11 protein-coding genes are annotated in these 13977 nt (G+C 70.0%); 9 read left to right on the plus strand and 2 right to left on the minus strand.

What is annotated here, in order from left to right; all coding sequences use genetic code 11:
- Positions 1-12 precede the first annotated feature (12 nt).
- From LXT21_RS34350 to LXT21_RS34365, 4 genes are all read left to right on the plus strand, one after another.
- On the plus strand, positions 13-1068 hold the full coding sequence (locus tag LXT21_RS34350; protein WP_254042453.1) for a GIY-YIG nuclease family protein: 1056 nt from the start codon (positions 13-15) through the stop codon (positions 1066-1068).
- Positions 1069-1224: 156 nt separating this feature from the next.
- The gene (locus LXT21_RS34355) at positions 1225-1509 is read left to right on the plus strand and encodes a hypothetical protein (RefSeq protein WP_254042454.1); all 285 of its coding nucleotides are present in this window, start codon (positions 1225-1227) and stop codon (positions 1507-1509) included.
- A 150-nt stretch (positions 1510-1659) separates the two neighbouring features.
- The gene (locus LXT21_RS34360) at positions 1660-3051 is read left to right on the plus strand and encodes an ammonium transporter (RefSeq protein WP_254042455.1); all 1392 of its coding nucleotides are present in this window, start codon (positions 1660-1662) and stop codon (positions 3049-3051) included.
- A gap of 221 nt (positions 3052-3272) precedes the next feature.
- Positions 3273-5813 carry a hypothetical protein gene (locus LXT21_RS34365; RefSeq protein ID WP_254042456.1) on the plus strand — a complete coding sequence of 847 codons (2541 nt, stop codon included), beginning with the start codon at positions 3273-3275 and terminating at the stop codon, positions 5811-5813.
- A gap of 13 nt (positions 5814-5826) precedes the next feature.
- Here LXT21_RS34365 and LXT21_RS34370 read toward each other — a convergent pair whose 3' ends face one another.
- On the minus strand, positions 5827-7248 hold the full coding sequence (locus tag LXT21_RS34370; protein WP_254042457.1) for a hypothetical protein: 1422 nt from the start codon (positions 7246-7248) through the stop codon (positions 5827-5829).
- 116 nt (positions 7249-7364) lie between these two features.
- Positions 7365-8039 carry a GNAT family N-acetyltransferase gene (locus tag LXT21_RS34375; protein ID WP_254042458.1) on the minus strand — a complete coding sequence of 225 codons (675 nt, stop codon included), beginning with the start codon at positions 8037-8039 and terminating at the stop codon, positions 7365-7367.
- A gap of 162 nt (positions 8040-8201) precedes the next feature.
- Here LXT21_RS34375 and LXT21_RS34380 point away from each other — a divergent pair, with 162 nt between their 5' ends.
- The 5 genes from LXT21_RS34380 (at position 8202) to LXT21_RS34400 (ending at position 13938) form a co-directional block, all read left to right on the plus strand.
- Positions 8202-10265, plus strand: a complete 2064-nt coding sequence (locus tag LXT21_RS34380) for a serine/threonine-protein kinase (protein WP_254042459.1) — start codon at positions 8202-8204, stop codon at positions 10263-10265.
- 42 nt (positions 10266-10307) lie between these two features.
- Positions 10308-11129, plus strand: a complete 822-nt coding sequence (locus LXT21_RS34385) for a hypothetical protein (protein WP_254042460.1) — start codon at positions 10308-10310, stop codon at positions 11127-11129.
- 15 nt (positions 11130-11144) lie between these two features.
- Positions 11145-11966 carry a hypothetical protein gene (locus tag LXT21_RS34390; RefSeq protein ID WP_254042461.1) on the plus strand — a complete coding sequence of 274 codons (822 nt, stop codon included), beginning with the start codon at positions 11145-11147 and terminating at the stop codon, positions 11964-11966.
- Positions 11967-12113: 147 nt separating this feature from the next.
- On the plus strand, positions 12114-12581 hold the full coding sequence (locus tag LXT21_RS34395; RefSeq protein ID WP_254042462.1) for a nucleoside deaminase: 468 nt from the start codon (positions 12114-12116) through the stop codon (positions 12579-12581).
- A 55-nt stretch (positions 12582-12636) separates the two neighbouring features.
- A complete protein-coding gene (locus tag LXT21_RS34400) occupies positions 12637-13938 on the plus strand; it encodes a hypothetical protein (RefSeq protein ID WP_254042463.1) in 1302 nt (433 codons plus the stop codon).
- Positions 13939-13977: the final 39 nt, after the last annotated feature.

Genomic DNA, 13977 nt, shown 5'->3' on the forward strand with positions numbered 1-13977 from the left:
ACCGTCCGCACCATGTCTTCCCGCATCGCCTCGCTCCTCGACCACGTCCGCGCGCATGCCGAGAACCGGCCCGGCGTCTACCGGATGCTGGGCCCGTCGAGCGAGGTGCTGTACGTGGGCAAGTCCGTGCGCGTGCGCTCGCGGCTGCTCTCCTACTTCCGCGCGGAGCCGGGCGAGAAGGCCGCGGACATCATCGGCCACGCGCATCACGTCGAGTGGGAGCACACGCCCAGCGAGTTCGCCGCGCTGCTGCGCGAGCTGCGCCTCATCAAGCAGCACCGCCCCCTCTACAACGTGGAGCACAAGCGCGACCGGGGGCACTGCTTCCTGCACCTCACGAAGGAGGCCGTCCCGCGCCTGCACGTGGTGGGACGCGTCAATGGCGCGAGCGGCGACTACTACGGCCCCTTCCACGGCCCGGGCGCGGTGTCCGAGGTGGTCCGCGCGGTGAACGACCTGCTCGAGCTGCGCGACTGCGCCGCGGACACACCGATGCGCCTGGCGGACCAGGGCCAGCTCTTCCCGGTGAAGCTGGAGCCCCTGTGCATGCGCGGGCAGCTCTCGCGCTGCCTGTCGCCCTGCGCCGCGGGCTGCACACAGGCGGAGTACCACGCCCGCGTCACCCAGGCCCGGGCCTTCCTGGAGGGGACGTCCGACGCGCCGCTGGTGCTCCTGCGCGAGCGCATGGCCCTGGCCGCGCGCCGCCTCCAGTTCGAGTACGCCGCGGAGCTGAGGGACCGCGCGGAGCGGCTGGAGGCGCTGCGCGGGTGGATGGTCTCCCTGGGTCGGACGATGAAGCGCCTGTCCTTCGTGTACACCGTGCCGGGTTACGCCGGAGAGGACCGCGTCTACATCCTGCGACGTGGCAGCGTGCGCGATGAGCGCCCCGCGCCCCGCACACCCGAGGAACACGCAGCGCTCGCCGCCCGCGCGCGGGAAGTCTTCGAGCGCCCCGAGCCCGAGACGCTCGGCCTCAAGGCCCACGAGGCGCAGGAGGTGATGCTCATCGCGCGCTGGTTCCACCTGCACCCCGAACAGCTCGAGCACGGCGCCGCGCCTCCGGCGTGAGCACCGCCCATCGCGCCACGTCGGTTCGTATGTCCCCGTAGGACTCCACTCGCGGGAGGGTGACCACCATCATCCCGGGTGTGGCGCTCACACGTCACGAGCACGCGTCAGGCCCAACGGCTATGACTGCGACACTCCACACCCCTTGGGGGACTCATGAAGGCCCGACTCTCGATGGCCACCCTCGTCGCCGGCTTGCTGGTGGCGTCCACCGCCTCGGCGGCCATCACCGTGCGCTACTCCAACCACGACTCGCGCGACTACACGTGGGGCGCCGTGTGCAGCGGCGTGAAGACCAGCGTGTCCTTCGGCAAGAGCCAGACCGCCTCCCTCACCATCCCGGGCTCTGGCCCCTGCACCGTCCAGACGGACAAGGGCAAGGTCGTCCTCAAGGGCGGGGAGGACCTGGACATCAAGGACGGGGGCATCGTCGTGAAGTAGCGGCTCCGCGCAAAGCCCCAGTTGGTTGATGTTTTAGCTCAAAAATATCGATATTCAGCTCAAGGAACCTAGAATTAATCCCTGGGGAATTGAAATCAGCGCCCCGCCTACCCATACTGCATTGCGTCAGTCCTTGCTGGGGAGCGCGCGATGAAGAAGTGGTTGGCAGTGGCCCTGCTGGTGGGTGTGGGCGTGGCGGGCATGCTGGTGACACCGGCGGCGCAGACCCGGCAAGGGGGGCCCATCAACCCGGCGGACACGGCGTGGATCCTCACCGCCACGGCGCTGGTGCTGTTGATGACGCCGGGGTTGTCGTTCTTCTACGGCGGGATGGTGCGGCTCAAGAACGTCGTGTCCACGCTGCTGCAGAGCTACATCGCCATGGCGGTCATCAGCCTGCTCTGGGTGGTGGTGGGCTTCAGCCTCTGCTTCGGTGACAGCTTCCACGGCCTCATCGGCGACCCGCGCACCTTCTTCATGTTCAGCGGCGTGGGGGGCGAGACGCATCCGGACCTCGCGCCCACCATCCCCCTGCTGCTGTTCGCGTTGTTCCAGCTCAAGTTCGCCATCATCACCCCGGCGCTCATCACCGGCGCCTTCGCGGAGCGGGTGCGCTTCAAGGCGTACGTGCTCTTCATGGTGCTCTTCACGCTCTTCATCTACGCGCCGCTGGCGCACTGGACGTGGCACCCGGCGGGCTTCCTGCGCACGTGGGGGGTGTTGGACTTCGCGGGCGGCACGGTGGTGCACATGTCCGCGGGCTTCGCGGCGCTGGCGGGCGCGCTGGTGCTGGGCCGCCGGCACACGCATCGGGAGAACGCATCGCACACGCCGGCCAACCTGCCCTTCGTGATGCTGGGCACGGGCATGCTCTGGTTCGGCTGGTTCGGCTTCAACGCGGGCTCGGCGCTGTCGGCCTCGTCGCTCGCCACGCTCGCCTTCGCCACCACCAACACGGCGTCCGCGGCGGCGATGCTCGGATGGATTGCGTTCGACTGGCTGCGCGGCCGAAAGCCCAGCGCCATGGGCGCGTGCGTGGGCGCGGTGGTGGGCCTGGTGGCGGTGACGCCCGCCGCGGGCTTCATCACCGTGGGCCAGAGCATCATGGTGGGCCTGGTCTCCAGCTTCGTGAGCAACTGGGCGGTGCACTTCAAGAACCGCACCTCCATCGACGACACGCTGGACGTCTTCCCCTGCCACGGCCTGGGCGGCGTGGTGGGCATGGTGCTCACGGGCGTGCTGGCCAAGGATGTGGGGCTGGTGTACGGCGAGACGACGACGTTCCTCAAGCACCTGGCCGCGCTGGTGCTGGTGTCCGTCTTCTCCTTCGTCGGCTCGTACCTGCTCTACAAGCTGGTGGACCGCATCGTCCCCCTGCGTGTGCCCCGTGAGCACGAGGAGCTGGGCCTGGACCTGAGCCAGCACGGCGAGACGATGGGCGAGTCCACCGGGTTCGCCGCGCCGCACGTCGCGCCCGCGAGCGCGCCGGCCGTCGTGGAGCCCGCGACGACCGAGGGCCCCACGCAGCCGCTGCCCGCCTGACGACTCCCACCGAGGCACCGGGTCCTCGCGCCCGGTGCCCGACGGGACTGTTGACCACCGGCTGCGCCGGCACGCGGGTGTCCACCGCCGACCACGCATCCGTGCGCTGTCCGACGCTCCCCTCGCCCGCCCCGCGATGGGCCAGGAGCGTCGCTCCTAGTCTCCCCGCCGTTCGCGCGCGCCCCTCGTGAGTCGGGAGCCGCCAGTCCCGGGGGGACACCATGCGCCGAGGTATCGCGGTCCACGCCGCGCGAGTGCTGTTGCTCGTGGGGCTCATCACGAGTCCCTCGGGCGCGAGCGCCTCCGGTCCGCCGACGCGCGAGGAGTACTTCCGCTTCGTCCCGCTCTCCTACCCACGCATCGTCCGCCAGACGAACGCCAGTCATTCACTCGCGCTCTACGGCGACCCGGCGGCCCCGGGCTATCGCGACGAGGCGCCGCGCGACGGCATCGATGACGAGCGCTTCCGGGTGCTCCAGGCGCTGGCGGTGCGCTTCGCGCCCATCCTGGTGAAGAACACGTACACCTTCCCCATGGACCACAAGGTGTTCCGGGACATGCCCGGCGGCCTCTTGCTGAGCCTGGACACGTGGGACCTCGCCAAGCCCGGCTCGGTGCTGATGCGCAGCGACTCCATCAACTTCTCCACGCTCGGCCACCCGTGCCCCGAGGACGGCGCCCCCGAGAGCACCTTGAGGACGGAGGCCTCCGGCCGCGACGCGCGAGACGACTGCCGACTCATCGCGCTCCTGAAGGAGTTCCACCCGGACCACCCCACCATCCCCCGACTCCGCCAGGACGCGGTGGCCGCCGAGCAGGCGCCCTTCACCGTCATGTACCTGGACTTCCCCGGGTATGACCCGGACACGTGGCACGAGGCCTACGCGAGCCCGCAGCCGGGACAGATGGCGCGCCGCTACCTGGGCACGGAGAAGGTCTACGCCCACCCGTTCCTCGCGGAGGTCCGCGACGCGGAGCGCGGCCTGCTCGGCTACGAGCTGTTCATCCAGTATTGGTTCTTCTATCCGTTCAACGCGGGCGGCAACAACCACGAGGGCGACTGGGAGCACGTGAGCGCCGTCATCACGCCGCTGTCCGCCGTGGAGCGCGTGCTCAGCGAGGAGGAGATGCAGCGCATCCTCTCGGGAGGCTGGCCGGCCGACGGCGCGGACCCGCTGGTGCTCAAGCGCACCGAATACTTCTTCCACCACAACGCGATGGTCTTCGACTTCGCCCGACCCAACGCCTACCTGCCCCGCGAGCGCTGGCAGGAGCTGATGGATTTGCGCGGCGAGGACCGTCCCGGCGAGAAGAAGCTGCTGGCGCGGGTGCGCAGCTACGTCTGGGCGGACGAGGAGGAGACGCGCATCAACACGCACCCCATCGGCTACATCGGCGCGGACTCGAAGGGCCTGGAGCAGCTGCTCTCCTCGCCCGGTCCGCATGCGCGCGAGTCACACGCCACCTACCCCGTGCCCGGCGTGTTCAAGGGCGTGGGGCCCGCGGGCTCCACGGAGGCGGTGCCCAAGCGCTTCGACCACCAGGAGTACCTGGCCGACCCGAAGCGGCCGCTCCCCGAGGGCGTGGTGCGCTACGACATGCCCGAGCGCATCGACCTGGTGCCGGACTGGGAGCGCGTCTACGACCTGGCCATCGAGGACCCCTCCGTGCGCCGCGAGTGGTCCTGGCTCATCCTGCCGCTGCGCTGGGGCTACCCGTCGGCGAAGTCCCCGCTGGCGGGAATCATCTCGCACTCGGACATGGGCAACCTGTCCATCACCGGCCCGGCCTTCAGCGAGGGCTGGAACCGGCCCGCGCCCAACGCGGGCTTCATCGGCTACGCGCCGGGAGAGCTGCCCTGGTTCTTCCCGCTCGACGTGCAGGACAACTTCTCCAACAACCTGGGCTTCCTCAACGGGCCGGTGGCCGTGCTCATCAGCCTGCCGCCGTTCGACTTCATCTACCGCGTGCTGGGGCTGCCCGTGCGCGCGCTGGTGGAGAAGCACGAGCCCGTCTACACGCCCCAGGCGAAGCTGCCCCGGCGGCGCGCGAGCGTGGAGGCCGGCGTCAGCGTGGGCCTGCTCGACAAGGACTTCGCGGGCCTGCTCCTCAATGACCGCCAGTTCGCCGAGTGGGCCCCGCAGCTGCTCGCCCTGGACCCGAGCATCGAGGGCGCGTCGTCCGACTTCATCAAGCCGGTGGTGGACACGGCCGTGTCCGCCACGCTGAAGGTGAGCTTCTATCTGGGAGACCGCTTCACGTCGGAGAACACGCTGTTGCACTCGCGCAGCACCCTGGGGCTCGACGTGCCGCTGGCGGACCGGCAGACGCTCTTCTCGCTGCGCTCCAAGCTGAACATGTGGGAGTACGCGGGCAGCATCCGCTACAACATCCTGCCCGGCGGCTTCCAGCCGTACGTCAAGCTGGGCTACGGGTTGACGTGGTACCGGCTGGAGGACGGCGCCATCAACGGCGAGCGGATGACGAACCCCAACTCCTACTGGGTCCGCCTGCCCGGCTTCTTCCGCAACCTGTGGCCCAACACGTTCCACCTGGGCGCGGGCCTGGACATCATCCTGGTGCGAGGCTTCTTCCCCGGGCTGCGAGGCCTCGACGGCGGCGTGCGCGCGGGCTACGTGCTGTCCCGCCACGACCTGGGCATCCGGGACCTCACCGCCCCCGTCTCGCTCGCGGGCACCGTGAGCGAGCCCGTGCACGTGCTGCGCAACACCTTCGAGCTGCTCGGCACGCTGAGCTTCTGACCGCCGCGCGCGCTCAAGGAACCTCGAGGTCCGAGTCGGGGCGCGTGGAGGTCTCATCGGTGTTGCGCCCGAGGCCCAGCGTGATGCCCACGATGAGGGTGGCGTGGAAGACGTGCACGCGCTGCGTCTCGCTCGGCGGGGGCAGGCCCGTCTGCGAAAGCAAATCCGAGAAGCGCTGCGTGGACTGACGGCCCCACGCCAGGTCGGTGCCCACGGTGACGCGCGAGGTGCGCACGGGGAAATGCAGGCCGGTGGCCACGTGGTACAGGTCGCTGGTCGCCAGCAAGGTGCTGGTGTTGGGCAGGTTGATGGCGGCGCTGAAGTCGGTGTGGACGCTGAGGAAGACGCGCAGCCGGTCCCCCACGCGGTGCTCGGCCCCCAGCGCCGCGTTCACCAGCGGCTCGGAGCCATAGAAGACGTCGCTGCCGAGCACGCGCTCCGGCCCCGACACGGGGATGGGGTCGCTGTCGAGGAGGCGGAATATCGGCACGCGCGTGAACACCTCCATCGCCGCGTGCACCGTGGTGCCGCCGAGCACGACGTTGCCGCCGAAGCCCACCGACAACGGGCTCTGGAAGCGCGCGCGGACGCTCGACTGGAAGTTGGAGATGCGCTCCGGGCCCTGGAAGGAGAAGCCTTGCTGGCTCAGCGCGCGCTCCAGCCCCACCTCGCCCTTGCCCAACAGGCCCAGTCCCGGTGTCGTCACCGTCAGCCCCAGGGCCCAGCGCTCGCGCTGGTAGCTCACGCCCACCTTGGCGAGCAGGCGCAGGTGCTGGACGCGATAGTCGCGGCTCACCGTGGCGAGCACGGAGCTGCCGTCCGCGCCGCTGCCCTGGGAGATGGCCAGGAAGTTCGCGTGCTGCTGACGCGCGGCGAGGAACGGCGTGATTCCCACGCCCAACGTCTTGCTCAAGGGATAGGCCCAGCTCACGCCGGCCCACAGCTCCTTCACGCCGTGCTCCAACCGCACGTCGGAGGAGAGCTGCTCCAGGCCCTGGACGCCCAGGAGGTCCGCGCCGGAGAAGTCATCACGGCGCGTGAGCAGCGTCTCGAAGCCCTGCCGCGAGAGCAGCGCGTAGCCCATGCGCGCGCGCCCCAGCCACTTGAAGGGGAGGGGCCCCGCGATGAAGGCGGGCAGCGCGTCGAAGCGCGACGTCGTCAAATCCCGGCCGAGCCCCAGGCCGTTGACCAGCGCCAGGCGCGAGTACTCGAAGACGTTCCCCGTCAGCTCCAGCTCCAGGGAGCCGACGAGCACCAGCGCGCCGGGGTTGTAGTAGACGGCGCTGATGTCCGCGGGGTCTCCCAGCAGCGCGCCGCCGAGCAGCCACGCGCGGTTGCCGAACTGCCGCGTCCAGTAGTGCGCGTCCTGCGCCCACGCGGGGGCCGAGAGCAGCCAGGCGATGAGCAGCCACCCACCGCGCCATCGCGTCTTCATCCGAGCACGCCCCGAGGTCCGCTCCCGCGAAGGGGAGACACGGCCCGCGAGCATGCGGTCCACCTGGGCCCGGGCCCATGGCCCCCGGGTCCCACGGACCTGTCATCCAGCGGGGCTCAGCCCTTCTTCGCGGCGGCGCGGCCCTTCTTCGCGGCCCCACCGCGCGACGTCGTGGCGGCGGGCGCGGGACCGGTCGTGGGAGAGGTCGGCTCCTCGCCCTCCGCCGTCTTCACGCGCCGCTTGAGTCGGCGAGGAGGCAAGAGGTCCGGCTCCCCTGGCACCTTCTGCGCGAGGAAGATGGCGGCATCCAGCTTGTAGAACGAGCGGGCCCGGTACCACGCGAGCGCGGACTCGTTGTTCTCCGCCACCTCCAGCACCAGGTGCGTGCAGCCTCGCGTACGCGCCAGGTGCTGGAGTTGATCCAACATGAAGCTGCCCACGCCGCGGCCCTGGTAATCCGGGTGCACCGCGAGCTCCTCCACGAAGAGGGGTCGCATTCCGCGCTTCTCGAACCAGCGCGGGTTCACCCAGTTGTCGTCGCCGGTGGCCTCGAAGGCGCACTCGGAGTAGCCGACGATTTCCCCGTCCACCTCGTAGAGCAGCTGTTCGATCCACTCGGAGGTGTAGACCTCCATGAAGCGGCGCTTGGAGCGGGGACGCTGGTACTCGACCGTCTCGCGATTGACGTCGCGGAAGACGAGCTTCAGGAACTCCCAGGTCCGGTTGAGGTCACGGCGGTGGATGCGGCGGACCCGGACCTCGAGCAACTGCGGGGGCGCGACTTTCGTCATACAGGCTGCCTCCTTAGCAGGCTGGCGGAAAGCCACCAGGGGTTCTCATGGGCCGAGAGGCCCTCCGTCCGGAATCACGCCTCGGGAGGGTTGCCTCGCGGTGGGGTGGGAGGATGGAATGGGGAGGAACACCCCATTGAATCCCGTGCGAGCCACAACCTCATGAGCCGACCGTCCGACGGTGACCTGTCCATCGATACGGTCCTGCGCAACACCTACAAGGTCATCTCCGTCCTCGGACGCGGCGGCATGGGCTCCGTGTACCTGGCCCAACACCTGCGACTGCCCGGCAAGCAGGTCGCGGTGAAGGTGCTGCGCGGCGGAGACCACCTGACGCCGGAAATCTTCGCGCGCTTCCGCCGCGAGGCCGAAATCGCGTCCCGGCTGGGCCACCCCAACATCGTCGAGGTGCTCGACTACGACACCTTCGATGACGACACCCCGTTCCTGGTGTTGGAGTTCCTGCGCGGCGAGAGCCTCCAGTCCCGGCTGGAGCGAGGGCGGCTGCCGTTGTCGGACGTCTACTCCTTCACGCGGCAGATGGGCTCCGCGCTCCAGGCCGCGCACGGCGCGGGCATCGTCCACCGCGACCTGAAGCCCGCCAACGTCTTCCTGGTCCCCACCGACTCGGGCGGCGTGGTGGGCGAGCGGCTCAAGCTGCTCGACTTCGGCATCTCCAAGGTCCTCGACTCCGGCACCGTGCAGACGCAGGAGGCGATGCTCATCGGCACGCCGCAGTACATGTCGCCGGAGCAGGCCCAGGGTCGCAACAGCGAGATCGACGCGCGCACGGACATCTTCGCGCTCGGCGCCATCGTCTACGAGATGATGACGGGCACGCCCGCCTTCGGCGCGGGGGGCATCGCGCAGATGATCTTCCGCGTCGTCTACGAGCCGCCCCCGCCGCTCGCCCCGCTGTGCCCGGAGGCCCCGCCCCACGCCATCGCCGCGGTGGACAAGGCCCTGGCCAAGCGCGCCGGTGACCGCTTCCAGGACGTCGCGTCCTTCGTGGAGGCGCTCACCGGCAGCCCGCTGCACACGCTCTCCTCCGCCACCGGCTCGCACGCCGCGCTGCCCCGTCCCTCGGGCGCGCCCTCCGGCGTCGCGCTCCCCTCGGCGGGGCCGCCGTCGCTGTCCAACACCCTGCCGCCGGGCAGCCTCCAGAAGGGCCCCGACACCGGCCGCCTCGCCTTCGATGACACCCTGGCCCCGGGCTCCTCGGGGAACCAGGGCGCGGTGCAGCCCGTGCGCGGCTTCGCGTCCGGCGGCACCGGGCAGATGGGCGTTGCGCAGGCGTCCTCGCCCGCCGCGAACTTCGCCAGCGGTGGCACCGGGCAGATGGGCGTCGCCCAGGCCTCCGCGCCCGCAGCCGGCTTCGCGGCCGGTGGCACCGGTCAGATGGGCGTCGCCCAGGCGCAGGCCGCCGGGCCCCAGGTTCCGCTGATGGACCCGCCCGGCCTGGACCCCACGCTCATCTCCCAGCAGGCCCCGTCGCTCCCGCCGCCCGTCGCGGGTCAGAGCCTGGTCGCCCCCGTGCCCATGGTCCCCGCGGTGGCCCCGAGCACCGCGAGCCCGCCCCCCAAGAGCCGCGCGCCCCTGGCGGCCATCGCCGTGGCGGCGCTCGTCGTCGTCATCGCGGGCGGCTGGTGGGTGACCCGCCCCAAGGAGGGCACCGGCCCGCAGCCCACGCCGCCCGTCGCCACGGGAACGCAGGGGGCCCTTCCCACCGCGAATACAGGCGCGCAGGGCACCACGGCGCCGCCCGCGAACACGGGCACGCAGGGCACCACCCCGATGCCTCCAGCCAACACCGGCACCGTAGCCCAGGGCACTGACACGCCCACCGGGACGACCGGCACCACCCCCACGCCCGTGGACCCGCCTCCGGACGACCCGACGGGGGTGGCGAACAAGAATCCGCCCCCCTCCACACGTCCTTCCAACCGGCCCGAGACTCCCGAAAAGCTGTCCGCCGAGCTGCGGCAGCTTTTGGCGGACGCGGAGCGTGCTTTAAACGGGGGAGACACCGCGGAGGCCATCCGTCTGGCGCGAAGCAGCCAGCGGCGGGAACCCAAGGTCATCCCACTGGCGTCCTACTCGCTGCTCACCCGGGCCTTCTGCCGTCAAGGAGACCTCAGCAACGCCAAGGCCCAGTGGCCGAAGGTCTCCCGGGCGGAACAGGCCCGGGTCCGTAAGTTCTGCATGCAGCACGACATCGAGCTCTGACACACACGGCGCCGTCCAGGAGACGGCACCTTGATTCCTGAGGTGAATTTCTTGAGAAACCTGGTCGCGGTATTCGTCACCACGCTCGTGCTGGGGTCCACCGCCAGCCTCGCGGCGTCCCCCGTGGAGGACGGCAAGGTGTTCGCCGGCCCCGAGGGCGAGGAGGTCGCCGTCGTTCCCCTCGCCCCCCGCTCCGCCAAGAAGTACCTGCTGCGCGTGCAGGGCACCGGCTCCGAGATTGACGGCAAGGTGCTGCCCTTCGAGCTGAACGACAGCAGCTCCATGAGCAGCGAGCAGCACAGCTACAAGACCCAGTGGCGCGGCCGTGGCTACACGGTGCTGTACATGCGCAACTCCAAGTACGAGCTCTACGTCCCGGGCCGCGGCAAGGAGATTCGCGTCACCTTCGACGAGAAGCGCACCAAGGCGCTCGACTCCGAGGACGTCTACAAGCAGCACCAGAAGCAGCAGAAGGACGGCACCCTCGCCAAGCTGATGGCGTTCGACCGCAAGGGTGAAATCGCCAAGCAGGAGAAGGACTACGTCGTCTCCGTGCAGGAGGCGAACACCGCGTGCGGCACGTCGCTGGCCGCCGCCATCGACTGGACGTCCATCAACGACGAGCAGCTCAAGGAGCTGAGCATCAGCAACTACTGTGAGGCGCCGCTCGCCTCGCTCAAGCAGCTGTGCACCGTCTCCAACGTCGCGAAGCAGACCGTCAAGGAGAAGCTCAAGCAGGTCAGCTGCCGCTTCGGCACCGCCCTGGAGCCGAAGGTGGAGGGCGACAAGCTCATCTGGACCACCTCGCGCGACGCGTCCAATCAGCAGGAATTCGCCACGAAGTTCTTCAAGACGAACCTTTAGTCCATGAGATTTGAGATGAACTTCCAGCGTATCGCCGCCGTGGCGGTGTCCTTCGCCTGTAGCGCGTCCCTGGCCTCCGAGAGCATCCAGCCCCCCTGGGGCAAGGAGGAGAACCTGGGCCAGAAGATGGTCATGGAGTCCACCGCCGTCTGCACCGACGGCAAGGGCCACTACATCGTCGTCACGCCCGAGGAGGAGCGCGGCGGAGACCAGCTCTTCTACGGCGACGGCAAGCAGTTCGTGCAAGTGCCGTCCATGCCCTGGACCTCGGGCACCAGCTTCGTGGACCCGCGCTTCTTCAACAAGTCCGCCAACCCGAACTTCCGCGGCCAGGACTGGCGCGTGGTGTCGGAGGTGGAGTTCGACCGCAAGGAGAAGAAGTGCACCATGCGGTGCGGTGAGAAGAACGTCCCGCTCACCGTGGTGGAGACGGCCCAGGGCGCGGACCTGCTGCGCAAGGCCGCCTACGCCCCCAACCCGCAGGAGTTCGCCCCGTACGCGCTCTTGCGCGACACCAAGGGCAACTACTACTTCGTCGACAAGGGCATCAAGTCGCCGGAGCAGAAGAACTACCGCGTCTTCATCGGACCTCGCGGCGGCCTGAAGCCGCAGAAGATGACCAACGTCATCTCCGACTCCGAGGGTGAGATCTTCTCCACCAAGAAGGGCGACCTCCGCCTGGTGCTCGACAAGGCGAAGGCGTCGGTGTGGATCGAGAACAAGAAGAAGTCGATGGATCTGCGCCAGGTGCCCGTCGAGGAGAACCTGCCGCTCATCTACAACGACCTGGGTGTGTACGAGGGCATCCGCCTGGGCACGCCCTGCGACGACCAGTAGTCGTGACTCGGGGCCTGGGCGCGTTGGAAGCCCAGGCTCCGGCAGCCTCTCGGGTCGAGCGGCGGACATCCCGCCATCCCCGAGGAACCGTGGCGCCCTGTCAGACGCGTCGTTAGGTTGCCGGCCCCGAACAGGAGGCCTGGCCCCATGCGTCCGGACGAGATTCGATTCCTACAGCAGTCCATCGAAGCCGCGCGTCGCGCGAGCAGCCGGGGTGACCAGCCGTTCGGCGCGGTGCTGGTGGATTCGCAGGGACAGGTGTTGCTCGAGGGTGAGAACACCGTGATGAGTCAGCGCGACTGCACGGGCCACGCGGAGTCGAACCTCATGCGGGACGCGACGAAGCGCTTCACGCCGGAGGTGCTCGCGGGCTGCACGATGTACGCGAGCACGGAGCCGTGCGCGATGTGCGCGGGCGCCATCTTCTGGGGCGGCGTGCGGCGGGTGGTGTTCTCGCTGTCGTCGGCGGCGTTCGCGCAGTTGGTGGGCACGGCGCGGGGCGGGCTGGCCATGTCGTGCCGCGAGGTGTTCGAGCGCGGCAGCAGCCCCACGCAGGTAGAGGGGCCCATCCACCTGCCGGAGGCTCGCGACGTGCACACGGCCTTCTGGCGCTGAGCCAGGGAGGCGCTTGCGTGGCTCGTGGGGTTTGCGCGAGCCTCACGCCACCCTCGTGATACTGCCCCGCTACTTCGTCCCCCATGCCGCCACGCCGCCGGTGCCCGTCCTGTCGGACGCGGCCTCGGTGGTCCACGTGGTGGACACGTTCCTGCTCGACTTCCACCACATGGCGCGGTCGGAGTGGGTGATCGGGCTCGACGCGCTGGGGGCGGTGCACTTCATCCCCGCGAGCGAGCGGAGCCGGCTGCCCGCCTCGGCGCTCGCGCAGTTGGCGCACCACGAGGTCGCCACCGGCCGCACGCCCCACAGCATCGCGGCGTCGACGGTGTACTTCTTCGAGGTGGAGCTCATCGAGCACCCCGCCGACGCGGAGGGGTTCAACGACCCGGTATACCTCTACGGCCACCTGTCCGGTCCCTGGCCGAACACGTCGCCCAAGCGCGTGCCGGGGCAGCTCACGGTGACGCGTGGGGATGTGCTCGCGGGACTGACGCGGCAGGCGCCGTACGCCTTCGAGTACGTGCAGACGCCGGAGAGTTCCGCCGCGCCGCGTGGCTATCACGCGCTGTTGCCGGGGGACCGGCCGGAGGACCTCGAGGAGGGAGGCGGGGCGGTGCTCGCGTGGCCCGTGGTGCCGCCGGAGCTGCAGGTGGGCAACGCCTCCAACGGGCCCATGGTGGCGCGCATCCTCCATGACGTGCTCACGCAGTTGCAGGAGGACGCGGCGGCGAACGGCGGGCCCGCGGCGTTGGCGAAGCTGGAGCTGCCGGTGCCGAGTCGGGCCATGGCCATCGCGGAGCTGGAGCTGCGCGGGTACGAGGTGAAGGGTGACGTGGCGGTGCTGCGCCGTCAGCACCCAGGGGTGCTCACGCGCATGGCCGAGTGGCTGCGCGCGGAGAAGGTTCGGATTCCTCCCGAGGCGGGCGCGCCCGAGTTCCTGGAGCTGGCGCGTCAGGCGCTGGCGGTGCTCCCTGGCTGGCCCACGAAGACGGAGCGCGTGCTGCGCTCACAGGTCAGCGCGGGGGACCGGCTGCCCCCAGTCTCCGCGCCGGTGCCGGTGGCGCCGGTGGCGCCCGCACGTCCCCTCCCCCCTCGGGCCCCGGCGACGCCCGCGCGTCCGGATGAGTGGATGCGGGACTTCCTGTCCGCGCATGCGGCGCAGAAGCCCCAGGCGGCGAAGCCTCGGCTGACGCGGCCCGTGGCGGCGCCGCCACCCGCGAGGTCCGGGACGCCTGCCTGGATGGAGGACTTCGGAGCTTCTCCGGCGCCCTCCGCCGCGCAAGGTTTGCGCGAGCCGGGCGAGCCCTCCGCGCCGACGAAGAAGCCCGACTGGATGACCGATTTCGAGGACTGAGGCCCCCGCTTGTGCTGGACCTTCCGGACCTTTGGAAGG

Origin of the sequence: Myxococcus guangdongensis (genome assembly GCF_024198255.1) — a bacterium.
GTDB lineage: Bacteria > Myxococcota > Myxococcia > Myxococcales > Myxococcaceae > Myxococcus > Myxococcus guangdongensis.